Here is a 24,339-nt window from a genome sequence, read left to right on the forward strand (position 1 = left end):
TTAACAACGGATTGATTTGAATCAAGCACTCGCGATAACAGCCTCCACAATTAGCCGTCTTTACTCTGTTAGTTGTCGTTCTGATCGATCCGGGGATGCATTAATATCCGCCAATAGACTAACGTGTACAGGCTAAATGCGATGATCCAGCCTGCCGCCGCGGCGTTAAGCACCAGCAGGCCCCACTGCGGGAATACCCATGGATAGAAAATGCGCAACAGCGCCGTTCCGGTTATCAGGGCAAAAGCCAGCGCCATTATAGGGTGTGGATGCAAAGAGCGGCCAGTGTGACCCAGCGCGACACGTGCCATCATTGCCAGGATCATGCATCCCATTGCGCCCGCGGTTAGTGCATGCAGGGCCGATGAATGCGGAATTCCAAATCCGGCGTAACGCAATGCAAACAACGCATACCCGACGGGAATAAACGCGGCAGCCAAATGAAGTGACCACAACAACGGAAGTCGCCTGGCCTGCCAGCCACGCAACCGCAACAGCCGCCATGCAGTAACCACAGCGGCAAAACCGAATAGCAGACTCATCACCAGGGCCGGAAGTCGTGCTGACACATTGAGCAGATGTATAACTGCGACAGCCCATGTGGACACCAATGCACAGCGCTCCAGCCAGGGTACGCTAGCAACCCTGGGCCGTTGTAAGCCATTTGCGGTGAACATCGGTAAAACCCGGCCCGAAATGACAACCATAAGCACGGTAATCAGAAATATGGCCGCATTGCTGCTGTAGGTTACTAAACTGGACATCTGATTCCAGACCCCCAGATGCATGACCCCGTTTAACAAAGTCAGAATGAGCAAAACCGGCACGAAAAACAAATTCCGCATATTGCCCGCCCGGATAACTATCCACGCGAGAAGCCCCGCTGCATATACCAGGAAACTAAGGTCGATACCCGCTACCAGCCAGACCGGCCAGGCAGCCCCCATCGCTATTATCACCCGGCCTAAAAACCAGAGTAGGGTTAGCATTAGTAGCTGGGAACCATGAGGCGCCCGAAGACCGGTCCAGTTTTGAGCAGCTGTTAATAAAAAACCGACGATAGCTGCAGCGACAAAACCAAATATCATTTCATGTTGATGCCAGAACATCACATCGCCATACGGTTTGAATTCAACCGCTGCGTTTAATACCAGACCCCAGAGGAGCATGGCCATTGCTGTAAATACGGCCGCGCCTAAAAACAGTGGTCGAAATGCCTGATCCCATAGTGAGCGCATACAAACTCCCGCAACGTTTAAACCATAGAGGCCGGCAGGTGCCGGACGCCTTATCTTAACTCTCGCCCGAGCTGGGATTGCGCCACTAAACGCAGTACATAGGCCAGCTTAAACAGCCCTGCTGTAACAATTTGAGCAACATGGAGCAAGGTAATCGCCATCAGCGGAAGCTCAGCTTCAAGCCCCCATGCGCCGTACACCGCAGCACCGAACGCCAATAGGAAAAACAGCATGCTTGCGTTCGACCACTTTAATAAAGTTTCACCTGACATAAACATACCTTAATAATGCATCTTATTAAGATGCATTATTAAAGCATGTACTTACTTTGTCAACGTGTGCGATAATTTTGTCATGCAAATTAAAAAATACACCGACTACGGTTTACGCACACTGATCTATCTTGCCACCCTACCCAAAGGAAGGCTGGCCACTATTAATGAGATCTGTGCTGCCTATGAGATACCCAGGAATCACCTGAATAAAGTGATTCACCAATTGGGTAAAGAGGGTTTTATCATCACCAGGCGTGGTAAAAACGGTGGTTTTCAGCTCGCAGCTGAACCCGCGGAAATCCGCCTGGATCACGTGATAAGACGTTTAGAGGGAGATACACCCTGGGTTAATTGCCATAGCCCAGTGTGCGTCATTGAGCCGGCGTGTGAACTGAAGCACATTCTGGCCGCAGGCAAACGTGTGTTCTACGATTACCTGGCCAGTTACACGTTACATTCGCTACTACACAACCGGAATGAGCTAGAGCAGATATTTAGCACCCGAGAACTCTAAAGACTAAGCGCCGCAGAATAACTCATACAACGTTTCCAGCACTTTCTGCGCTTTCGCATCCGCCAGATGGTAATAGACGGTGGTACTTTCCTTGCGGAATTCGACGATACCCTGCTCGCGCAAGCGGGCCAGATGCTGCGACAGCGACGATTGTGAGATGTTGAGTCGCTCCTCAAGCTTACTCACGCAAAGCTCACCTTCAACCAAATGGCACAGGATTAACAGGCGATGCTGGTTACTCAGCAGCTTTAACAGCGTGGCCGCTTCGCCAGACTTTTCTTCAATTTGGGCCATATCGATGTGTTGTGTATTCATACGTCGCCAACATAACAAAGGTAATTAATGTTTGCGGATTATAGCGCAAACTATTCGATCTTTGTGATAGATCAATGGGATTTACCGAACATTTTATACACTATACCGCCCCTGCCTGGGAAGCTCCCCTAGGTATTTTGTCGTATTTTGAGGATAATTATGCAACCAGAGCTTCTTTCGCCGGCCGGTAACCTCGACGCAATGCGCTCCGCCTTCGCCTACGGAGCCGATGCAGTCTACGCTGGCCAGCCACGCTACAGTCTTCGTGTACGCAATAACGCATTTGATCTGGCTACCCTCGCTCAGGGTATTGAAGAAGCCCATAAACTACGTAAAAAGTTTTATGTAGTAAGTAATATCGCCCCACATAATCGAAAGATAGACACTCTGGTGGATGACTTGGCTGAGGTGATTGAATTATCGCCCGATGCGCTCATTGTCTCTGATCCCGGGGTTATTATGTTACTTCGCCGACATTTCCCCGAGATGCCGTTGCACCTGTCGGTACAGGCCAACACCATCAACTGGGCCGCCGTCGAGTTCTGGCAGCAACAAGGCATAGAACGGGTCATTTTGTCGCGTGAACTGGGACTCGACGAAATCGCTGAGATCCGCCAACGCTGTCCTGATATGGAACTTGAGGTATTTGTACACGGCGCCTTGTGCATGGCCTATTCGGGACGTTGTCTGCTGTCCGGGTATTTCAATAAGCGCGATCCGAACCAGGGTGCGTGCACCAATGCCTGTCGCTGGCAGTACAAAGCCAGCGCCGCGACTGAAGACCAGGTCGGTCAGCTAAATCCGCAGCCCGTGTTGCTGGAAGAACCCATGCGTCCGGGAGAGTACATGCCGATGGATGAGGATGAACACGGTTCCTATATCATGAACTCGAAGGACCTTCGTGCGGTTCAGCATGTTGCTGCATTGGCAGCGATGGGCGTGCATTCATTAAAAATCGAAGGGCGCACCAAGACGCCGTATTACGTCGCACGCACCGCCCAGGTTTACCGTCAGGCGATCGATGACGCGGCCGCAGGCCGTCCGTTTAATACGCGCTTGCTGCATGCGCTTGAAGGCATGGCCAATCGCGGCTTCACTGAAGGCTTTTTGCAGCGGCACCGGCCGCAGGATACGCAAAATTACGCCACCAGTCACAGCGATGGCAACCAGCAATTGGTCGCAACCTTTACCGGTAAAGCGGAAGGTGACTGGGTCGAGGCAGAAGTGAAGAATAAGTTTAGTCTGGGTGATCAGCTCGAACTGATGACCCCGCAAGGGAATCACGCCTGGACGTTAAGTAGTTTAAGCAACGCGCAGCGGGCTCCGATTGAGGTCGCTAAGGGGTCCGGGCACCAGGTATGGCTGCAGTTACCGGCTCCGGCAGCCACTGCGAAAACGCAGCTTCAACATGCTTACCTGCTTCGTACCGACAGGGTGCTGGAAACCCTGGCCGTGGAGGCAGGCTAATGGCACTTACCATTACCAGCGACTGTATCAACTGTGACATCTGCGTTGCCGAATGTCCTAATGATGCAATCACTATGGGTACGCTCATCTACCAGATAAATCCAGACACCTGCACCGAATGCGAACGGTACTACGACCAGCCCCAGTGCATTCCGGTGTGCCCCGTCGATAGTATCATTCAGCTACCGGCTAACCGCTAAAAAGCGGCTAGCCCGGTTTGTGCACGCCCCAGAATAAGCGCATGCACGTCGTGAGTGCCTTCGTACGTATTCACCGCTTCTAGGTTCATCACATGACGAATAACGTGGTAGTCATCGGCGATACCATTACCGCCGTGCATATCACGGGCTGCGCGTGCAATATCCAGCGCTTTACCACAACTATTGCGCTTAATCAGGCTAATGGTTTCCGGCGCCAGTTGGCCCGCATCAGCCATTCGCCCGGCTTGCAGGCAGCCTAACAACCCAAGCGAAATGTCTGTTTGCATATCCGCCAGTTTCTTCTGAATCAACTGAGTCGCAGCCAGCGGCCGGTCAAATTGTTTACGTTCAAGGGTATACTGCCGCGCTGCATGCCAACAGAATTCAGCCGCCCCTAATGCGCCCCAGGCAATCCCGAAACGGGCTTTATTGAGGCAACTAAAGGGACCTTTCAGACCTCGAACGTCAGGAAAGATATGGCTTTCAGGTACAAAAACCTGGTCCATCACAATTTCACCGGTAATCGACGCACGGAGGCTGAACTTCCCTTCAATTTTGGGCGCTGACAAACCTTGCATGCCTTTTTCCAGCACAAAACCACGGATCTCACCATCGAGCTTGGCCCACACCACAAAGACATCCGCTATCGGGCTGTTGGTGATCCACATCTTACTGCCACTCAGTTGGTAGCCCCCGTCGACACGTACAGCACGGGTTTTCATACTCGCAGGGTCGGAACCGGCATCGGGTTCAGTAAGGCCGAAGCAGCCCACCCATTCGCCACTGGCAAGCTTAGGCAGGTAAGTCTGGCGCAGGCTATCAGTTCCAAACTGATAAATTGGATACATCACCAGAGAACTTTGCACGCTCATTGCGCTGCGATAACCACTATCGACCCGTTCGACCTCGCGTGCGATCAAGCCATAACTGACATGGTTGACCCCTGCGCAGCCATACTCTTCGGGTAGTGTCGCGCCGAGTAAACCGAGTTCGCCAAGTTCATTCATGATCGCGCGGTCAAAATGTTCCTCACGATTGGCTTGCAGGATCCGCGGCTGCAATTTTTGCTGACAGTACTCATGTACGCTATCGCGGATTAAACGTTCTTCGTCGGTGAGCATGGTATTCAGAGCAAAGGGGTCCTGCCAGTCAAAGTGCGCGCGCGAACTTGTCATTGTGCTTCCTTTTTTAAGTCAGTTTATTAGCCAGTGTCGCCACTCGGTGTCTCGACCCCCGCCTCAGGTTCGGGTTGCATGCGGGTCGTTTCACGGGCACTGAAGAGCGCCTTTGTATCTGTTACAAACCCCCAGCATAACCGGGTATTGTGAAGTACTGCCTGCTTGCAAAAGTCCGGACTGGAGGTGGCGGTCGCATCCTCTATCAGCAACACATTGTAATCCCGGAAGCAGGCATCTTCCATCGTTGTAGTGACGCATTGGTCAGTGTTTACACCTGCAAATAATAAAGTATTAAGCCCCTGGGTACGCAAAATCTGCTCAAGATGGGTACCGTAAAAACCACTGGTGCGTACTTTATCTACCACAACGTCGTTATCTTGCTGCAGATCCGCAAGCTCTTCCACCACTTCGGTTCCCCAGGTCGCGCTGATCAACGCTTTGTGGCTACCGAGGCTCTCACCAATGCCCTGCATAGCAACGGACTTCTTATACTGGTATAGCGTTGGCGCGCCCAGATTGCGCAAGTCTTCCCGGTTCGCCCACCCAATCCAGACGACCCACAGGTCATGCTTTCGCGCCCATTCTAAAGCGCGCTGAATCCCGGGTATTGCGCTACGACAACGTTCCGTCGCAAAGCCTGCCTGATCAGCCCAGCCTCCGGTACTGCAAAAATCGTTCTGCATATCCACAATCAGCAATGCCATGCGGCGGGTGTCTTCAACCACAGGTATTTCGGCAGTTCCTATTTTAAGCAGGCGGCCAATAGGCCGATGGTGAGGTGACAGGTCGATATGATCGTGTTCCAGGTGCCAGCGCGCGGTACTGGCGCCTAACTGAACACCACCAAGGTCGGTCTTTTGATAGGTTTTACGCTGGGGCATGTGGTCTCCCGGGCTGTGGCCGATGACTACAGCCTAGGAGAAGTAGCGAGGTTATTGAAGTATTTCGTTCATACTTTGCAGGTAACGACGAGCATTATCTAACACCCGGCTGTTATCCATCGTTTCGGAACCAAGATGAACTTCTTCCAGCACGTCAGCGGTGCCTTCGAGTTCAGCTTGCAAGCGCTGCAGCGCATTTTCAAGGGTATAGGTAAGTTCGTGAATTTTTACCATATCCTCATCGCTTAATTCGCTTTGGCTAATCAATGCCTCCAGTTCCTGATTGTAACTGGTCAGATTGCTCACCGCCTGTTCAATGGACTCAGCCGGTAAGGCCTGATAGTGCTCCGGCCGCTGGTCAGCGTTCGCTGTCGACAGGGTGGCACCCCATAATAAAGCGGTAACAGTCAGTACTTCTTTAATCATATCTTCACTCCCTCGGTTAGGTTGTGGCGTTGAGACGAACTCAATGCAACAACAGCACACCAATGATAATGATTATCATCTTCATGATCAAGTCATGCACCTTAACTACCTATAAAAAAAGCCCCACCAGTACTGGTGGGGCTAGTTCTAATTAGCTGGCGATTAACTAGGTATTAATAATCACGCGCCAGATATCGCGCCAGCCCGGCTCCTTGCCATACATAGTAATCCCGTAACGGAACAGGCGGGCCGCCAGTTTACGCGCCCAGTACAGCGTGACCAGCATCAGCCCCACCGAGATCAGCCATTGCCACCAGGGCACCCCAACTTCAGCGACCCGGATAGGCATTGCTGCAAACGACGTCAGCGGAAAGATACTTAAAAACGTAGCTAAGCCGCTGTCAGCTGAGCCGACAATGGAGAAACTGGCAAACACCGGTACCATCGGAATGAACATCACCACCGAGCGCGATGAATGATTAGGGTCATCAATAGTGGCGGCGAAACCGGCGAGGAAGCTGTTTACCAGCAACAACCCGACAAGCAGGAAAAATATCGCATTCAGAAACACCAGCAAGCTCAACGGCAACTGCATAAAGCCGCCCTGAAATGCCATGTGCACGCCATTCACCAGTAAGAACATTAAAAAGCCGGTCAGTAGCATCGACTTGGCGCTGTGCATGGTGACGCCAAGGATTTTTCCATCCATCCACTCCTGCGGATTGAGCAGGGTCAACAACTGCTCTGTGACCCGGGTTTGTTTTTCCTGGGTAATCGAAGACATCATCAGCGCGAAACCATTCATCACACCGATAAACAGCAACAGCACAATCCCGCCGGTAATCAGACTGCGTCCGCGGCGCTCATTCTCGGCGCTTTCTGCATCCTCATCGTCAGCCCGGCTGGTGTAGAACATACTGATCTCAACGTCACTGTGGTAAAACTCACGGGCGTCGTCGTCCAGCTCCAGCGCATCAAACTTACGCGCCTGCATCCACTGGCTCAGTTCCTCGCGCAGACTGTCCTGCCAGGACGCGCTCTTTTCGACATGCAGCACCATGTCAAAACCTTCCACGTCCAGAACGGCGTCATAGTCTTCGCCAATGGAACTGATAATCCGGTCTTTCTGGACCGGTGGCAGACGAACAAACTCGACCTTTTCGATCTCTGGCAAGGCGCCTTCATCAAACACCGCGATACGTTGCTCGCTATCGAAAAAAGCGACAATCATCGGCCACAGGATAGCCAGCATGAAACCACCCAGCATTAAACCTATGGTGAGCAGCTCTTGCTTCCACTTAAAGAAACGTAAAAACTCAAAAGTCGCGACACGACGAACTCGTTGCAGATAAGCTGAACTCATGAGCGGATCTCCTGGGTAGCAGTAGAGCTGCGGACAGCGGATAAATACAGATCATGCAATGGCTTGCGATGGCGCCGGAATTCTTGCAACGGACCGCAGGCAGCAACCTGTTTAAGCAACTCATCGAGCGCCGCGTTTAAGTCAACGTCGGCTTCAAAATGGGTGCCGGCGGCATTACTTTGCAAATTGTCCAGCGCCAGGCTTTGCAGCGCGTCCGTCTCGACCTGACGAGAAAAACTAAAGTGAATCTGCTGGCGGTCCGCGAGCTGGTTATGGATGGCATCCAACGAGCCTTTGGCGATGACTTCACCACAGTTCATCAGCACGAACTCGTCGGCCAGGCGTTCAACCAAATCCATCTGATGAGCACTTAATAAAATCGTCACCCCTTCTGCCTTCAGCTCTTTGAGTACCGTTAGCACGTGCTCCTGGTTAACCGGGTCCAGGCCTGAAAAGGGTTCATCCAGAATGACCATAGGTGGACGGTGCAACAGAGTCGCGATCAACTGGATCTTCTGCTGATTGCCCTTGGATAACTGCTTCAGGTGTTCGTTGGCACGCTCGGTGAGTTCAAAACGCTGCAGCCAGTGGTCAAGCTGCCGCTCTATCTCCGCCTTCTCAAGGCCGCGCAACTGACCAATATAGATTAAGTTCTGCTTTAAGGTCCGGTCCTGGTACAACCCTCGATCTTCCGGCAGGTAACCGAAACTACCGTCGGGTAAATGGGGATAGGTCTTGCCTTCCGACTCTACCCGGATCTCGCCGCTGTCCGGCTCTGTCAGTCCAACCAGCATTCGCACCAGCGACGACTTACCGGCCCCGTTAGGCCCCAGCAACGCGATAATGCCGCCGTCATTGACCGAAAAAGAGACCTGGTTGACGGCACGCAGAGTGGCGTACTCTTTTACCAGATTAGAAATTTCTATATGCACGTTTTTATCCTGTCTTGTTGTCGTAAGGATTGCATCCACAACTGCCTAGTGTGCCTTGCAGTTGTTAAAAAATCATAAAAAAAGTCGGCGAATGCCGACTTTTTATGTTTCAGATTGTTACTGTCGCCAGAGCAACAGCCGCGCCTGCGGTTACAACTGAGGTCCTGCTGCAACCAGCGCCTGGCCTTCGTCATTGTCGGTGAACTTCTCGAAGTTCGCGACAAACCGAGCCGCCAGATCCTGAGCTTTTACATCCCAGTCATTTGCATCCGCGTAGGTCTGCCGTGGATCCAAAATCGAGCTGTCTTCAACGCCTGGTAAGCTAGTCGGCATCGCCAGGTTAAAATAAGGCAATTCAACAAACTCTGCATCTTCAATGCTGCCATCAAGAATCGAGTCAATAATAGCGCGGGTCGCTTTGATCGAAATACGCTTGCCGGTGCCATTCCAGCCGGTATTCACCAGGTAGGCTTCGGCGCCAGCCGCTTCCATCCGCTTGCCTAACACTTCAGCGTACTGAGTCGGGTGCAGACTTAAGAACGCCGCGCCAAAACAGCTTGAGAAGGTCGGCGTTGGCTCGGTAATACCGCGCTCCGTGCCGGCCAGCTTGGCAGTAAAACCAGACAGGAAGTGGTACTTAGTCTGATCTTTGGTCAATTTTGAAACCGGTGGTAACACACCGAACGCGTCGGCGGTTAAGAAAATCACTTTCTTCGCATGACCTGCTTTGGAGACTGGCTGGACGATGTTGTCGATGTGATAAATCGGATACGAAACACGGGTGTTCTCAGTCTTCGAGTTATCATCAAAATCAACCATACCATCATCACCTACGGTGACATTTTCCAACAAGGCATCGCGGCGAATGGCATTGTAGATATCCGGTTCAGCTTCCTGCGACAGGTTGATTGTCTTGGCATAACAGCCGCCTTCAAAGTTGAAGACACCATCGTCATCCCAACCATGCTCGTCATCACCGATCAACTGACGCTTTGGATCCGTCGACAAGGTGGTTTTGCCGGTACCCGACAAACCAAAGAAAATTGCCACGTCGCCTTCTTTACCAACATTGGCCGAGCAATGCATCGAGGCGATACCTTTCAATGGCAAAAAGTAGTTCATCATTGAGAACATGCCTTTCTTCATTTCGCCACCGTACCAGGTGCCGCCGATAAGCTGGACACGTTCAGTCAGGTTGAAAGCAACAAAGTTCTCAGAGTTAAGGCCCTGCTTCTGCCATTCAGAATTAATGCACTTGGCACCATTCATAACGATAAAGTCTGGCTTGAAGGTTTTCAGTTCGTCGTCTGAAGGGCGGATAAACATGTTCTTAACGAAATGTGCCTGCCACGCCACTTCGGTAATAAAACGTACCGCAAGACGAGTGTCTTCGTTGGCGCCACAAAAGGTGTCGACCACAAACAAACGCTTACCGGATAACTGACTGGTGACCACACCTTTCAAATGGTTCCAGGTGTCCTGATCAATTGGCTTGTTGTCGTTCTTACCTTGATCCGACCACCACACGGTATCCCTGGTGGTGTCATCGCGCACAATGTATTTATCTTTCGGGGAACGACCGGTAAAAATACCAGTATCTACTGCGACCGCACCTAAGTTGGTGACAACGCCTTTTTCATAACCTTCTAAATCACTGCGAGTTTCTTCTTCGAAAAGCAGCTCATAGGAAGGGTTATAAACGATTTCCGTGGCCTCTGTAATACCATATTGGCTCAGATCCAGATCGGTCATGATACGACTCCTGCGGGACAGTCTGTTTAATTAAGTGGGTAAAGCGTCAACCCAAAAAGCCAGCCCGCGGAGAACCGACTTTTTGACCAGACCAGTTCATTGCCCCAAAGTGGCGATTGAACGGTCAAATTTTGGGCGAGAATCATAGCGGTTTTCCGCCCGAAAAGATACCCCGCTATGCATTTTGCATTAATTTTGCGCGAGGGCTTTTTGCAGAGCTTCAGCGACCCGCGCATCGGTAAACTGCGTTACATCGCCATGGTGCAACGCGACCTCTTTTACTAAGGTCGAGGAAATAAACGAGTTTTCTTCTGACGGGGTTAAAAATACCGACTCCAGACCGGGGTGTAAGCGACGGTTCATATTCGCCAGCTGGAACTCGTATTCGAAATCCGAGACCGCCCGTAAACCCCGAATCAGCACGGTGGCGTCCTGCTCACGCGCAAACTCTACCAGTAAGCCGGAAAACCCTACCACTTCGACGTTCGGCAAATGACTGGTGACAGCCTTAACCAACTCAACCCGCTGCTCAAGAGTAAACAATGGCTTCTTACTTGGACTCGCCGCTATGCCGACCACTACCTGGTTAAATAAGTTGGCGGCACGCTCAATTAAATCGCTGTGACCATTGGTGATAGGATCAAAGGTTCCGGGGTAAATTGCTTTTGTGTGCATCGGCTGTTTACCTGTGTGCAAATGGCTGGCCAGGGCTTAAAGCATGGCCACTGTTACTAAAAGTGTACAAATCATAACAGGGAAAGGTCTGCGCTGTGAAAGAAAGGATGATCATTTAACGGCGGGCGCGTAAAATGGCGGCTATTAATTGACAGACAGCATGCTAAGGCAGAGGTTAAGGATGAAAAACGATTTTTACCAGCAAATCCGGACACAAATTGAAGAGGTGAAAGACGAAGGCCTGTTTAAGAAAGAACGGATTATTTCATCCTCACAGTTTTCCGAGATTGAGGTAAATCAGCACAAAGTACTCAACTTCTGTGCCAATAACTACCTGGGCCTGGCGAATCATCCGCAGCTTATTACCGCCGCTAAAGAAGGCCTCGACAAGCACGGCTTTGGTGTTGCCTCAGTGCGCTTTATCTGTGGCACTCAGGACATTCACAAAACCCTTGAGCAAAAGCTAAGCGACTTCTTGGGAATGGAAGACACCATTCTCTATTCGTCGTGCTTTGACGCCAATGCAGGCCTGTTCGAAACGCTGCTTGGCCCGGAAGACGCAATTATCTCCGACGCGTTGAACCATGCCTCTATCATCGACGGTGTTCGTCTGTGTAAAGCGAAACGCTACCGGTATGCCAATAACGACATGCAGGCATTGAAAGAACAACTCGACAAAGCAAAAGCTGACAACGCCCGACATATCCTGATTGCGACCGATGGTGTGTTCTCCATGGACGGCGTGATTGCCAATTTATCCGGCATTTGCGACTTAGCCGAAGAATACGGCGCCATGGTCATGGTCGATGACTCCCACGCGGTTGGCTTTGTCGGCCAGAAAGGCCGCGGCACCCATGAGTACCATCAGGTCATGGACCGGGTGGATATTATTACCGGCACCCTGGGTAAAGCATTAGGCGGCGCGTCAGGCGGCTTCACCGCAGCAAAAAAAGAAGTTGTTGAATGGCTGCGTCAGCGTTCACGCCCTTATTTGTTTTCCAATTCACTGGCGCCATCGATTGTTACAGCATCGATCCGGGTACTTGAGATGCTCAGCGAAGGCGATGAGCTGCGCGAAAAACTGAATGAAAACAGCCGTTATTTCCGTGAAAAAATGAGCGCCGCAGGCTTCGAATTAGCCGGTGCGGACCACGCGATTATTCCAGTCATGCTGGGCGACGCGAAAGTCGCATCGAAAATGGCTGACCGTCTGCTGGACGAAGGTATTTATGTCATCGGTTTTTCATTCCCGGTGGTACCGAAAGGTCAGGCACGGATTCGTACCCAAATGTCAGCCGCGCACAGCCGCGAGCAATTAGATCGCGCCATTGATGCCTTTATCCGCATTGGTAAAGATCTTGGCATCGTTTCCTAGCCCCGTCTGAGCGCCTGATAGCACTGACATTCATTCCCGTTTGAGGATGTAGCATGAAAGTTTTAGCAAAGTTAAAGCCTGAACAAGGCATCTGGATGAGCGAAGCCGACAAACCTGAGGTAGGCTACAATGACATTCTGATTAAAATTAAGAAAACCGCCATTTGCGGGACCGACGTACACATTTACAACTGGGACGAATGGTCGCAGAACACAGTGCCTGTCGGCATGACCGTAGGCCACGAGTATGTCGGTGTAGTTGCCGCCATAGGCGAAGGGGTGCGTGGCTTTGAAATTGGTGACCGGGTATCAGGCGAAGGCCATATCACCTGCGGGCACTGCCGTAACTGCCGTGCCGGCCGTCGCCACTTGTGCCGCAATACCATGGGCGTTGGTGTGAACCGCCCGGGCGCATTTGCCGAATTCCTGTCCATTCCAGCCGACAACGCCTTTAAGTTACCCGATGAAGTCACTGACGACATGGCTGCTATTTTCGACCCCTTTGGCAATGCGGTGCATACCGCGCTGTCCTTTGACTTAGTCGGTGAGGACGTTCTTATCACCGGTGCTGGGCCAATCGGAATGATGGCAGCCGCCGTGGCCAAACACGCAGGCGCCCGCCATATCGTGATAACCGACATCAATGACTACCGCCTGAAACTGGCCAAAGAAATGGGTGCAACACGCACGGTTAACTCAAAGCAGGAAAACCTTAACGACATCATGAACGAGCTGGGCATGAGTGAAGGCTTTGATGTCGGCCTGGAAATGTCCGGCGTTGCGGTCGCTTTCAATGACATGCTGAAAGCAATGAACCATGGCGGTAAGGTTGCCCTACTGGGTATTCCGCCCGGAGATATGGCGATAGACTGGAATCAGGTCATTTTTAAAGGGCTGGTGATTAAAGGTATCTACGGCCGCGAAATGTTTGAGACCTGGTATAAAATGGCAGCGCTCATCCAGTCTGGTCTGGATCTGACTCCGATGATCACCCACAGCCTGCCCATCGATGAGTTCCAGCAAGGCTTCGATATCATGCGCTCAGGGAAATCGGGTAAAGTTATTCTCGACTGGGAGGCCTAGGTGGCCGACTTTAAACGTCTCAGTATTGAACAGGCACGTCAGTTAATGGCGACCCGCGAGGTCGTCCTTGCCGATATTCGCGACCCTCAGTCCTACGCGCTCGGGCACATCCCGGGCGCCGTGCGTTTAAGCAATGAAAACCTGCATGAATTTATTCTTGAGCAGGACCAACAACGGCCGGTTATTGTGGTTTGCTATCATGGCGTCAGCAGCCAGGGTGCTGCACGCTACCTGGTTGAACAGGGGTTTGCTGAAGTCTACAGTCTGGATGGCGGCTTTACCTCCTGGCAACAGTACCAGCCTGATCAGGTGGCCCAGAATCACGCAGGACGCGATTAAGGCGAAGGAAATACAGCCCACAATGAAAAAGCTAACGACCAGTTCAGATACCACCAAAATTGCCCGCTTGCGTCAGTTTATGTTGCGTCACGGAGTGCCGGTCAGCGTCTCGGAAAGTGCCGGCAAACTTGACCTTTGGGTGGTGGACGACGGTTACTATGAGACAGCGCTGTCGCTGCTCGACCAGTTTGTTGACGACCCCGCCGACAATGCACAGGTCCCCTCGCAAGGCTCGGTGCTGGGACCGACCATCAACAGCCTCTCGCAGCAGGCCGGCCTGCTTACCTTTGTGGTTTTTCTGGTTGCGCTTGCGGTTGCTGGATTGCAGTTTTTTTGGTCGATGGACGGCGTTTTCTCGGCACTGATGATCACCCCTGGAGGCGGTAACGAGCTTGACTTAACTCAACCCTGGCGGTTGATCACACCGGCATTTATTCACCTTTCGGCGACCCACTTACTGTTTAATTTGTTCTGGTGGTGGTACCTGGGTGGACGCATCGAACTGCGCTTTGGCGCGGCTCATCTGGCGCTTATATTTTTAGTTACCGGGGTCAGTGCGAATCTGGCCCAGTGGTACACCAGTGGACCGCTGTTTGGTGGGCTTTCCGGTGTCGTTTACGGTTTGCTTGGGTTCTGTGCGGTGTATGGCTGGCAGCGTCAAAATAGTCTGACCCTGCCCAACGCCTTGCTGGTGTTTATGGTGGGCTGGCTAGTACTTGGCTACACCAATCTGCTGTGGGTTAATATGGCCAATGAAGCGCATTTACTCGGCTTACTCAGCGGTGTGCTGCTTGGTTTTATTTACCGTCTTCGCTACTGATACATGTACGTAGTAAACAGCAGATTTTCTATTACCGGGCGACCCGTTTCGCGCTCCAGCAGCTCCTGAGCAGTAGTAATGCATTCCTGACGAAGCTCTTCGCGCCCGGTCATAGAGCGAACTTTACCTTCCTGAGCGGCACCAAATATTTCCACGAACGCACTGCGCAGCAATGGCGCATGGTGTTCGACAATGCCGAGATCCACCGGATTGCTGACTGCGGCCTCTATAGCAACCCGGATATAGCCTAAATGGCGGGTCTCATCGAGTTTAATGAAGTTTGTGGTGATATCAGGGTCGAAGGGGAAGTACATCACCCGACGCGGCTCTTCATTGCCGAAACTTGCTGGCGAAACTAACAGCATGAGCGCCGCCATACTGGAAAGCCAAAACTTCGTGTTCATTAAAACTGCAAACTGCATCGGTAATCACCTGTCATCAAACCTGACCCCAGTATACCGAATGCGGACGCGACGGCAATCACTGCGAGCAGGACCGGCTTCTGCTATTATCGGCAAACCATGACCGAAGGACGAACACGCTTGGCTAGTACACATTTATCCGATGTCACCTGGGTAAACATCGATGACCTCCCTTTGCCTGATGCGCTGGCGGACTGGCTCACAGATGAGGACTCGCTAACCCTCAAATTGCAGCGCTATACCGGGCAGTTCAATGTGCGCGTGTTACGCCATGAAAAAGCAACGGCACAGAGCGACGAGGTTGCGTTTATGCAAACTGCACAGCACACCCCTGACGTGCAGGTACGCGAAGTCCTGCTCTGTGACGAGGAACGTCCCTGGGTGTTTGCCCGGAGCATTATCCCGCAACACCCCAGTCGTATTTTACAGCAACTGCAGGACATCGGCGAACAACCACTCGGCCAAATCCTGTTTACACATCCGGATGTAGTCACCGGGCCATTTCAGGTGGCCAGGTTTGGGCCAGCGAGTCATATCGGCCGTTTCAGTACCGGTTTAACTGGCTCGGAGCGCGATTTATGGGCACGTCGGCGCAATTTCTGGCTGGCCGATCAGGCTATTCTGGTCGCCGAGGTATTTCTACCCAACGCCCCCTGCTATGATAAATAATACTATTATTGATACCAACCTGTGACCAAGGAGCTAGCATGAGCCGTCTGCGACACTACCGCGCCCTGATGCGAATGGATAAACCGATCGGAACCTGGTTACTCGCCTGGCCTACGTTTTGGGCACTGCTGGTTGCAGGCGCGGGTGACCCGTCAATCCGAATTGTTGCTATTTTCGCCGCTGGGGTCTTTTTAATGCGTTCCGCTGGGTGTGTTATCAACGACTTTGCTGACCGCAATCTTGACGGTCAGGTTAGCCGCACACGCGAACGCCCTTTGGCCACCGGCGCGGTCACCTCGCTCGAAGCTCTGCTACTCTTCGCAGTATTGGTGTTGCTCGCATTTCTACTGGTGCTGACGTTGAACTGGTTAACTGTTGGTTTAAGTGTGGTGGCATTAGCACTGGCTGCGGTGTATCCATTTGCCAAACGTTTTACTCACTTCCCCCAGCTTTTCCTCGGCGCAGCGTTCAGCATGGCGATTCCAATGGCCTTCGCGGCAGTCGAGTATCGGGTACCTGTGCTGGCGTGGGTATTGTTTGCGGCAAACTTCCTGTGGACAGTCGCCTATGATACCGAGTACGCAATGGCCGACCGCCCGGATGACCTCCAGGCAGGAATTAAGTCGACCGCGATCTTCTTCGGTCGCTACGATATTCTCGCCATTGCGGTGCTGCAGGTTGTTACCCTGGCCTTGCTCGCATTAGCCGGCTGGATGTTCAGCGCTGCTCCCTACTACTGGATCGCACTGGTTATCGCAGCGGCGATGTTCGTCTGGCAACTATGGATGATCAGTGGCCGCGAGCCAGACCAGTGCATGCGCGCATTCCGACAAAATTACTACGTCGGCATGGTTATCACCATCGGCGTTGCCTTGCATTTTTGGCTGCCCGATGTGCCCTGGCTGGGCAGCCTGATCTAAGCGGACTCTTTTAGTTTTAGCACCGACTGGCGAATGGTTTGCACCACCGGACTCGGTAACAAACCATCGATTTCATCGCTCAACAGGGTGGTTCGGTCATTGGAGACATAATCACCCTTGTCATTGACCACAATGTAACCTTCCTGCTTCAGCACCTGAACCAGGGTGCTGAAAATGCGTTTATCGAAGAACTCTGGTGCATCGATCCCATGCATGGAGCCAAGCCGCATCGCTAGTAACTCGCTGTGTTTCTCCAGCTCGGCGCGCGACAGATTGTCAAACATCTGCACCAGCTCCAGCACTATCGCATAGCGTGCCAGGGTTTCATTAATAGCCGTCGCCAGCAGACGCAGCTGAAAATACGGTTGCGAGTCATGCGTCGGCACACGGAAGCCCTGCTCGGTTTTAACCAGCCACTTTTGCTCGCTGAGCTGCTCACAAATCGCGGCGACCCAGCTCGGTACGTCCTCAGCATCCTGGTTCAGGAACAGCTCAGCACGGATCATGGGGATGACGTTGGTGACAAAAGCGACCACCTGGTCGGTACTGAAGTTCTGTCTGGCCAATGCAAAGTTAGCCACCAGGGCGGGTACCGCAAAAAGGTGTAATACATTGTTGCGGTAATAGGTCATGCTTAACGCCTGCTCTGCGTTCAGACTAACGACTTCACCCACCGCATCCTGTTCAACCTGGAACTTATCCATCTTAACCGCATGCTGCCAGAACGCTTTGCCGTCCAGCTTGGGAACTACCGCATAACAGCTATACGGAACCTCACGCAAAAGCGTCAGGTACCCATCAAACTGGGCAATCAGCTCTTCTTTCGTTAACGAATGCTGCTCAGCGCTGAGCAAGCATAACCCGCTCAGATTAATCGAATTGACCACGGCCCCATCGTTGATGTTGCGCATCAGGATATCGGCCAGGTGGTTAACCCTCGGCGTTAACCAGCTTGGTTTAGCCGGCTCTTCAACCCCACGGGTGCTAGACTCTCGCCAGTCCGGCTGGTTGCTATCAAGATATTCATCCAGGCGCACCGGCTTACCAAAGGTGACATAGCCATGGCCGAAATTACGAAGTTTGCGCAAAATGCCAAAGACCTGGAAGACGGACTCTTTTTTCTTATTTTTGCCGCGTAGCTCTTTATGGTAGGTCGACACTTCCATCACGTGTTCGTAGCCGATATAGACAGGAACCAGGCTAATCGGCCGACTGATGCCGCGTAACTGGCCCTGCACCGTCATTGCCAGCATACCGGTTTTCGGCGCCAACAAGCGTCCGGTCCGGCTGCGGCCACCTTCCATAAAGTATTCAACCGAATAGCCTTTCTCGAACAAACGTCCCAGATATTCGCGGAACACCGTGGAATACAGTTTGTTGCCGCGAAAGCTACGGCGAATAAAGAACGCGCCACCACGGCGAAAAATAGGTCCGGCGGGCCAGAAATTCAGGTTTACCCCGGCCGCGATGTGAGGCGGCACCAGGCCTTCTTTATAAATAACGTACGACAACAGCAGGTAATCCATGTGGCTGCGGTGGCAGGGAACATAAATAATTTCATGCCCGTCCTGCGCTAACGTACGGACCACCTTGGCATGACGGACATCAATGCCGTTATACAACCGGTTCCACAACCAGGTCATCACCCGATCGCCAATACGGATCAGTCCTTCGCGGTAATCGGCGGCGATTTCCTCGAGGTATTCCTGGGCCCGTTTGCGTGCTTTGTCTTCACTTATTTTTTTACTCCGGGCTTCATCAGCAATGGCTTGCTTCAACACCGGCGTGCGCAGTAAGGAGCGGATCATTTCATCGCGTGACCATAGCTTCGGCCCTGCCACGGCATGGCGCAGACGGCTAAAATGGGTGCGTGCCACACGTGATAACTTCTGCCCCAGCTTATCGTCATCCTGATATTTATCAGCCATCAGACGCAGGCTTACCGGCCGGCTAACACGAAGCATAATAGTACGCCCAGCAAAGAGCAGGACCATCATTCGCTTCCACAGACTGGGCACCTCGATATCCGCACTGACCATGCCGGTCGGCTGTTCACGCCCGGCATTCCGCCCCCAGAACAGGCTCGCTGGATACATGATCACGTTGCAGGCAGGGTTGGCTTTATGCAAGGCCAGTAATTCGCCAAACGGGGTTTCAGCCTCATATTCCAGGCGCCGCTTCGGATCTTCGACAAACAACACCCGGTCAAAACGCTTATCGCCTATTTCAAGTGCGGTCATCGGGTCCGGCAACCCAAGCTTACTGACCGCGCGCTGCAATACCACCAGGTCACTGAACGACGGCGACTTCATCACATACACCACATGGTCGGCGGCAGACGCCGTGGTGTCATGTTCATCACAAATCGTTTCTGCTTTCGTTAGCCAACGCACTGGCCATTTAAAAACCGTAAATAACGTATGTTTTATGCTCATAGCTGTCACATCAACCTATGCCAAATCTGCTCCAGAGGATACCACCAACGTATGCCGTTGTCCTTTATTCAAGGTCTGTCCAGCTGATACCGCGGCGGCCCCCGCGATCCGACCAGGCTGTTGCGCAAAAATAACGCAACAGAGGTTGCACTGGTTAAAATACTGTATATACTCACAGCATACTGTATAGAAAAACAGGTACTAATATGCGACCGTTAACCCCTCGTCAAAGTGAAATTCTGGAGCTCATCAAGAGCAATATCGAAGCCACCGGCATGCCGCCAACACGCGCGGAAATTGCCAAGCGGCTGGGCTTCCGTTCCGCCAACTCGGCTGAAGACCACCTTAAAGCGCTGGCCAAAAAAGGGGTCATCGAGATTTTGCCTGGTATGTCTCGTGGCATTCGTCTGTTGCAGGATGACACCCTGGCAGAACCCGAGCAATTAGGCTTACCCCTGGTTGGTCAGGTGGCCGCCGGCGAGCCAATTCTTGCCGCTGAGCATATTGAAAATCACGTTCAGGTTGACCAGCAGTTATTCCGCCCGGCGGCTGATTTCCTGCTTCGGGTTAAAGGCATGAGCATGCAAAAAATAGGTATTCTGGATGGCGACTTGCTGGCTGTGCATAAAACAAATCAGGCGCGGGATGGCCAGGTTGTGGTGGCCCGCATCGACGATGAAGTGACAGTGAAACGCTTTGAGCGTCAGGGCAGCACTGTACTACTGCATCCGGAGAACGATGAATTTTCGACTATCTATGTCGACCTTACTTCTCAGCCGCTCACTATTGAGGGGCTGGCCGTCGGTGTTATTCGAAATGGAGGCTGGTTATGAATGCGAATTTAAAGGCTCACCGTCACCCCGGGTTATGGTCCTTGCCCCAGGCACAGGAAGAAAACCAGTTGCCATTGTTTCCACCGGCTCCGATGCCCCAGGTATCAACGTCACAGGCTCCGCTGACAGAGACATCGTTGCCTGCTGTTGAACAGGAATTACGTCACCTTGCCACGCTATTTCAGCAAAGTGCAGTGCTAGCCGAGCAAAGCGGAAAATGGATCACGCTGATCGGAATGCCCGATGATGTCGACCATGCCAGTGGTATGCAGAAGCAAATCGAAAGCCTGCTCAATAAAGCAGGAATCGCTTTGCATAAGGTCCGCTGGATCCGCTCCACAGATGCTGAAAATAAAGCCTGGGCCACCGAACAGGCCCTGTTACTCGACAATAGCGCACTTGTGGTAGCCTGGTTGGGCCAGTGTGAATGGCGTGACCTCAAGCGTCTGCAACTTGCGCGTAAACACAGCCAGGCGCAAAGCTGGCTCAGCACTTCAGCCTGCGTACCAACTCCACTCCACTAGCCCTTGCTGGGCTAATTCCAAGGGGCTGTTATTAACAGCCCTTTTTTATTAACAAATATGATGCTATTTTGATCTGCGACAATATGTCCTGATTAGCTTTTGCGCGCTAAGTAGTTCATCTTAGGTTTACTATACTTATAAGCCCGATGAGACGTGCACTTGCCAAGCAACCTATAACAAAATAAATCTCGTTCAGCGGGAAATAATTAAAATATAACAAAGGGTTAGGCAAGAACTGCGATTTCTGGGGAAAAGCTGTTCCAATTCTTGCGTATCTCTTTGTTCTTGCGTTACCAATTCACCCCATGGATTGGATAACAAAAGACTAAGAGGAGATGTCGAGTGAAAGCGAGACTGTACCGCGTGCTTACGGCGGCGCTGGTGTTATTCGTCATGCCAGCGGCCTTTGCTGAAAGCCTGCAAATTAATCTGCCACGCGGCGCCACTGAGGTTAGTAATTCAGTTTACAGCCTTCACATGTACGTATTTCTGGTATGTGTGATCATTGGTGTCATTGTGTTTGCGGCCATGTTCTGGTCCATCATCCGCCACCGGAAATCCCGCGGCGCTGAACCAGCGAAATTCCACGATAATGTCCGAGTCGAGATTGCCTGGACGGTCATTCCGTTTTTGATTCTTATCGCCATGGCCTGGCCTGCGACTTCTCTGCTGCTGGACATGGACGATACAGATGATTCTGATCTGACCGTTCTTATCACCGGATCGCAATGGCGTTGGGACTACGAGTATTTTGACTATGACGTGCAGTATCGCAGCAGCATGGCGACCATGCGCGATCAGGTCTATGCAAACTTGCCCAAAGGTGAGAACTATCTTCTCGAAGTTGACCGTCCTTTAGTTATTCCGACCAACCGAAAAGTTCGCTTATTGATAACCTCTGATGACGTTATTCATAGCTGGTGGGTTCCTGAATTCGCAATCAAAAAAGATGCAAACCCGGGCTATATTAATGAAGCCTGGACCCGCGTCGACGAACCCGGCATCTACCGTGGTCAATGTGCTGAACTCTGTGGTCGTGACCACGCTTTCATGCCGATTGTAGTCATCGCACTCGAACCCGATGATTTCGAGGAGTGGGCAACAAACGAAGAAACCCGACTGGCTGAAGAACGTGAAGAAGAAGAACGTTTGCTTTCTATGCAAATGACCATGGACGAGCTCATGACGCTTGGTGAAAGTGTGTACAACGCACAATGTGCGGCGTGCCACCAGCCAAACGGACAGGGTGTTCCTGGTGTCTTCCCCGCGCTTGCTGGTGAAGGTGTGTCTGTCGACAGTGACGGGCTGAACGACCATATCGACACTGTCGCCAACGGGGTTCAGGGAACCGCGATGCAGGCCTACCGCGATCAGCTCAGCATGCGTGAACTTGCCGCAGTCATTACCTACGAGCGAAACGCTTGGCAAAATGACACCGGCGATGAAGTTCAGGCGGCTGATATTCATAATTATATCCAAGGCGATAACTAAAGGGGGATGGCCATGAGCACTGTTGTAGATACACATCATGAGCATGATGACCATCATGACCATAAGCCAACGGGCATTAAACGCTGGCTCTTTACCACCAACCATAAAGACATAGGGTCGCTGTATCTGTTATTCAGCTTCCTGATGTTCTTCGCTGGTGGCACCATGGCGCTGGTTATCCGCGCCGAACTGTTTCAGCCCGGTATGCAAATCGTTGATCCGCACTTTTTTAATCAGATGACCACCATGCACGGTCTGATTATGGTGTTCGGTGCGGTTATGCCTGCCTTTACTGGTCTCGCCAACTGGATGATTCCAATGATGATCGGTGCGCCAGACATGGCGCTACCGCGAATGAACAACTGGAGCTTCTGGATCCTGCCATTTGCCTTCATCATCATGCTTTCCTCGATGCTGATGCCTGGCGGCGGACCGGCCTTCGGCTGGACCTTCTACGCCCCGCTATCGACCACCTATAGTACGGATTCAACAGCACTGTTTGTGTTTGCCATCCATATCATGGGGATTTCGTCGATTATGGGGGCGATCAACGTTATCGTCACCATCATGAACATGCGAGCTCCAGGCATGACCTATATGCGCATGCCGCTATTCGTCTGGACCTGGTTTATAACCGCTTTCCTGCTCATTGCGGTAATGCCGGTGCTGGCGGGCGTGGTAACTATGGTACTGACCGATAAGTACTTTGCGACCAGTTTCTTTGATGCGGCCGGTGGCGGTGACCCCGTACTGTTCCAGCATTTGTTCTGGTTCTTCGGTCACCCTGAAGTTTACATTATGATCCTGCCGTCATTTGGTATTGTTTCTGCGATTATCCCAGCGTTTGCCCGCAAGCCATTATTTGGGTATGCATCAATGGTATACGCTACCGCAGCGATTGCTGGCCTGTCCTTTCTGGTCTGGGCTCACCACATGTTCACCACCGGTATGCCGGTCTTCGCGTCCTTGTTCTTTATGTACATGACGATGTTGATTGCCGTCCCTACCGGCGTCAAGATCTTCAACTGGGTGAGTACCATGTGGCGCGGCTCGATGACCTTTGAACCGCCGATGTTATTTGCCCTGGCTTTTGTGATCCTGTTCACTATCGGTGGCTTCTCAGGGATCATGCTGGCGATTACCCCGGTCGACTTCCAGTATCATGACACCTACTTCGTGGTCGCGCATTTCCACTATGTTCTGGTTAGTGGCGCGGTGTTCTCGATCATGGCCGCTGCCTACTACTGGCTGCCAAAATGGTCCGGTTTTATGCCTGACGAAGGTCTTGCCAAACTGCACTTCTGGTGCTCAGTGATTTCAGTCAACATTCTGTTCTTCCCCATGCACTTTGTGGGACTGGCCGGCATGCCACGACGGATCCCTGATTATGCACTGCAGTTTGCCGACATTAACGCAATCGTCAGCGTCGGTGCCTTCCTGTTCGGTTTCTCTCAGCTGATTTTCCTTGCCGTGGTAGTTAAATGCATGGCGAAGAAAGGTCAGGCTGCGGTTGCCAAACCCTGGGAAGGAGCAGAAGGTCTGGAGTGGGATGTACCATCACCTGCGCCGTACCATACCTTTGATACGCCACCCAAAATTGAAGCACCGATCCGTTAAGTGAGGTCATTATGAGCGAACAGCATTCAAAGCCTGATAACAGCAAGATGATTACCCGCTTGCTTGCATCTGTTGTGCTGATGTTTGCGTTCGGTTTTGCGCTGGTCCCCTTGTATGAGAAATTCTGCGAGGTGACCGGATTTAATGGACGCACCAACAATTCAGCAGCGGCGGGCAGCGATGGTAACCTCGTCGATACTACCCGCCTGGTGACGATAGAGTTTCATACCCGGGTTAACCGCGGGTTACCCTGGGAATTCAGTTCAGAGGTTCGTCGCCTGCAGGTGCACCCCGGCGAAACTACAACCGTTAACTTTACCGCTAGTAACCATACAAACCGGGACATGACCGGTCAGGCGCTGCCATCTGTGGCGCCTGGCGAAGCCGCGCCCTACTTGCTGAAAACAGAATGTTTCTGCTTTCAGAATCAGCCTTTGGCTGCGGGTGATACAGCGGTAATGCCGATGCAGTTCTACGTTGACCCGGATATTCCCAATCACATACGTACTTTCACCTTGTCCTACATGATGTATGACATGACGGAAGCTGCGGCCCAAGGGCGTGTCGTTGTCGACACCTCTGAGTGAGGAACAGGA

Annotated in this window: 26 protein-coding genes; 14 read left to right on the forward strand and 12 right to left on the reverse strand. The window is 52.1% G+C overall.

All coding sequences use genetic code 11. The annotated features are described in order from the left end of the window. Positions 1 to 68: 68 nt before the first annotated feature. Entirely contained in the window at positions 69 to 1,238 is a 1,170-nt protein-coding gene (locus CWE12_RS05410; protein ID WP_126788663.1) for an NnrS family protein, read from the reverse strand. A 50-nt stretch (positions 1,239 to 1,288) separates the two neighbouring features. Then, positions 1,289 to 1,510 carry a hypothetical protein gene (locus tag CWE12_RS05415; protein WP_126788664.1) on the reverse strand — a complete coding sequence of 74 codons (222 nt, stop codon included), beginning with the start codon at positions 1,508 to 1,510 and terminating at the stop codon, positions 1,289 to 1,291. An 82-nt stretch (positions 1,511 to 1,592) separates the two neighbouring features. Between CWE12_RS05415 and CWE12_RS05420 the strand changes: the two genes are divergently transcribed. Beyond that, positions 1,593 to 2,027 carry an Rrf2 family transcriptional regulator gene (locus CWE12_RS05420; RefSeq protein ID WP_126788665.1) on the forward strand — a complete coding sequence of 145 codons (435 nt, stop codon included), beginning with the start codon at positions 1,593 to 1,595 and terminating at the stop codon, positions 2,025 to 2,027. 3 nt (positions 2,028 to 2,030) lie between these two features. Here CWE12_RS05420 and CWE12_RS05425 read toward each other — a convergent pair whose 3' ends face one another. Next, complete coding sequence (locus CWE12_RS05425) at positions 2,031 to 2,342, reverse strand: ArsR/SmtB family transcription factor (RefSeq protein ID WP_126788666.1); 312 nt, start codon at positions 2,340 to 2,342, stop codon at positions 2,031 to 2,033. A gap of 156 nt (positions 2,343 to 2,498) precedes the next feature. Here CWE12_RS05425 and trhP point away from each other — a divergent pair, with 156 nt between their 5' ends. Both trhP and CWE12_RS05435 read left to right on the forward strand, forming a co-directional pair. Further along, positions 2,499 to 3,809 carry a prephenate-dependent tRNA uridine(34) hydroxylase TrhP gene (trhP, locus tag CWE12_RS05430; RefSeq protein ID WP_126788960.1) on the forward strand — a complete coding sequence of 437 codons (1,311 nt, stop codon included), beginning with the start codon at positions 2,499 to 2,501 and terminating at the stop codon, positions 3,807 to 3,809. Beyond that, a complete protein-coding gene (locus tag CWE12_RS05435) occupies positions 3,809 to 4,009 on the forward strand; it encodes a YfhL family 4Fe-4S dicluster ferredoxin (protein ID WP_126788667.1) in 201 nt (66 codons plus the stop codon). The genes trhP and CWE12_RS05435 overlap by 1 nt, the downstream gene beginning before the upstream one ends. On the opposite strand, the gene CWE12_RS05440 is transcribed toward CWE12_RS05435, so the two are convergent. From CWE12_RS05440 to coaD, 7 genes are all read right to left on the reverse strand, one after another. Continuing rightward, the gene (locus CWE12_RS05440; protein ID WP_126788668.1) at positions 4,006 to 5,184 is read right to left on the reverse strand and encodes an acyl-CoA dehydrogenase; all 1,179 of its coding nucleotides are present in this window, start codon (positions 5,182 to 5,184) and stop codon (positions 4,006 to 4,008) included. The two genes, CWE12_RS05435 and CWE12_RS05440, sit on opposite strands and share 4 nt — an antisense overlap. 26 nt (positions 5,185 to 5,210) lie before the next feature. Next, positions 5,211 to 6,068: a cysteine hydrolase family protein gene (locus tag CWE12_RS05445; protein ID WP_126788669.1), complete on the reverse strand. Its 858-nt coding sequence runs from the start codon at positions 6,066 to 6,068 to the stop codon at positions 5,211 to 5,213. Positions 6,069 to 6,119: 51 nt separating this feature from the next. Beyond that, on the reverse strand, positions 6,120 to 6,494 hold the full coding sequence (locus CWE12_RS05450) for a DUF6746 family protein (RefSeq protein ID WP_126788670.1): 375 nt from the start codon (positions 6,492 to 6,494) through the stop codon (positions 6,120 to 6,122). Between the two features lie 166 nt (positions 6,495 to 6,660). After that, positions 6,661 to 7,857, reverse strand: coding sequence for an ABC transporter permease (locus CWE12_RS05455; RefSeq protein ID WP_126788671.1), 1,197 nt, complete (start codon positions 7,855 to 7,857; stop codon positions 6,661 to 6,663). After that, the gene (locus CWE12_RS05460; protein WP_126788672.1) at positions 7,854 to 8,789 is read right to left on the reverse strand and encodes an ABC transporter ATP-binding protein; all 936 of its coding nucleotides are present in this window, start codon (positions 8,787 to 8,789) and stop codon (positions 7,854 to 7,856) included. The genes CWE12_RS05455 and CWE12_RS05460 overlap by 4 nt, the downstream gene beginning before the upstream one ends. Before the next feature lie 150 nt (positions 8,790 to 8,939). Next, positions 8,940 to 10,541, reverse strand: coding sequence for a phosphoenolpyruvate carboxykinase (ATP) (pckA, locus tag CWE12_RS05465; protein WP_126788673.1), 1,602 nt, complete (start codon positions 10,539 to 10,541; stop codon positions 8,940 to 8,942). Positions 10,542 to 10,730: 189 nt separating this feature from the next. Then, complete coding sequence (gene coaD / locus CWE12_RS05470; RefSeq protein WP_126788674.1) at positions 10,731 to 11,216, reverse strand: pantetheine-phosphate adenylyltransferase; 486 nt, start codon at positions 11,214 to 11,216, stop codon at positions 10,731 to 10,733. A gap of 181 nt (positions 11,217 to 11,397) precedes the next feature. On the opposite strand from coaD, the gene CWE12_RS05475 reads away from it, so the two are divergent. Genes CWE12_RS05475 through CWE12_RS05490 form a run of 4 tightly spaced genes read left to right on the forward strand, consistent with a single transcriptional unit; the run spans position 11,398 to position 14,832 of the window. Then, a complete protein-coding gene (locus tag CWE12_RS05475) occupies positions 11,398 to 12,591 on the forward strand; it encodes a glycine C-acetyltransferase (RefSeq protein WP_126788675.1) in 1,194 nt (397 codons plus the stop codon). A gap of 53 nt (positions 12,592 to 12,644) precedes the next feature. Beyond that, positions 12,645 to 13,673, forward strand: coding sequence for an L-threonine 3-dehydrogenase (gene tdh, locus CWE12_RS05480; protein WP_126788676.1), 1,029 nt, complete (start codon positions 12,645 to 12,647; stop codon positions 13,671 to 13,673). Then, complete coding sequence (gene glpE / locus CWE12_RS05485; protein ID WP_275540978.1) at positions 13,674 to 14,012, forward strand: thiosulfate sulfurtransferase GlpE; 339 nt, start codon at positions 13,674 to 13,676, stop codon at positions 14,010 to 14,012. A 22-nt stretch (positions 14,013 to 14,034) separates the two neighbouring features. Continuing rightward, entirely contained in the window at positions 14,035 to 14,832 is a 798-nt protein-coding gene (locus CWE12_RS05490) for a rhomboid family intramembrane serine protease (RefSeq protein ID WP_126788677.1), read from the forward strand. Here the strand turns inward: CWE12_RS05490 and CWE12_RS05495 are convergent. Beyond that, the gene (locus CWE12_RS05495) at positions 14,826 to 15,254 is read right to left on the reverse strand and encodes a flagellar basal body-associated FliL family protein (RefSeq protein WP_126788678.1); all 429 of its coding nucleotides are present in this window, start codon (positions 15,252 to 15,254) and stop codon (positions 14,826 to 14,828) included. The genes CWE12_RS05490 and CWE12_RS05495 overlap by 7 nt on opposite strands. Before the next feature lie 120 nt (positions 15,255 to 15,374). Here CWE12_RS05495 and CWE12_RS05500 point away from each other — a divergent pair, with 120 nt between their 5' ends. After that, positions 15,375 to 15,923 (forward strand): chorismate--pyruvate lyase family protein, encoded by a 549-nt coding sequence (locus tag CWE12_RS05500; RefSeq protein WP_157981931.1) that lies wholly within the window; start codon positions 15,375 to 15,377, stop codon positions 15,921 to 15,923. 38 nt (positions 15,924 to 15,961) lie between these two features. Then, complete coding sequence (gene ubiA / locus CWE12_RS05505) at positions 15,962 to 16,843, forward strand: 4-hydroxybenzoate octaprenyltransferase (protein ID WP_126788680.1); 882 nt, start codon at positions 15,962 to 15,964, stop codon at positions 16,841 to 16,843. Here the strand turns inward: ubiA and plsB are convergent. Further along, entirely contained in the window at positions 16,840 to 19,278 is a 2,439-nt protein-coding gene (gene plsB, locus CWE12_RS05510) for a glycerol-3-phosphate 1-O-acyltransferase PlsB (protein WP_126788681.1), read from the reverse strand. The two genes, ubiA and plsB, sit on opposite strands and share 4 nt — an antisense overlap. Before the next feature lie 206 nt (positions 19,279 to 19,484). On the opposite strand from plsB, the gene lexA reads away from it, so the two are divergent. From lexA to CWE12_RS05535, 5 genes are all read left to right on the forward strand, one after another. After that, entirely contained in the window at positions 19,485 to 20,111 is a 627-nt protein-coding gene (lexA, locus tag CWE12_RS05515; protein ID WP_126788682.1) for a transcriptional repressor LexA, read from the forward strand. Continuing rightward, positions 20,108 to 20,635 carry a hypothetical protein gene (locus tag CWE12_RS05520; protein WP_126788683.1) on the forward strand — a complete coding sequence of 176 codons (528 nt, stop codon included), beginning with the start codon at positions 20,108 to 20,110 and terminating at the stop codon, positions 20,633 to 20,635. Before lexA ends, CWE12_RS05520 begins: the two co-directional genes overlap by 4 nt. A gap of 393 nt (positions 20,636 to 21,028) precedes the next feature. Continuing rightward, positions 21,029 to 22,126, forward strand: a complete 1,098-nt coding sequence (coxB, locus tag CWE12_RS05525; protein ID WP_126788962.1) for a cytochrome c oxidase subunit II — start codon at positions 21,029 to 21,031, stop codon at positions 22,124 to 22,126. A gap of 12 nt (positions 22,127 to 22,138) precedes the next feature. Next, the gene (gene ctaD / locus CWE12_RS05530) at positions 22,139 to 23,743 is read left to right on the forward strand and encodes a cytochrome c oxidase subunit I (protein ID WP_126788684.1); all 1,605 of its coding nucleotides are present in this window, start codon (positions 22,139 to 22,141) and stop codon (positions 23,741 to 23,743) included. An 11-nt stretch (positions 23,744 to 23,754) separates the two neighbouring features. Then, entirely contained in the window at positions 23,755 to 24,330 is a 576-nt protein-coding gene (locus CWE12_RS05535) for a cytochrome c oxidase assembly protein (protein ID WP_126788685.1), read from the forward strand. The last annotated feature ends 9 nt before the right edge of the window (positions 24,331 to 24,339 follow it).

This window comes from Aliidiomarina sedimenti (assembly GCF_003986955.1).
GTDB classification, from domain to species: domain Bacteria; phylum Pseudomonadota; class Gammaproteobacteria; order Enterobacterales; family Alteromonadaceae; genus Aliidiomarina; species Aliidiomarina sedimenti.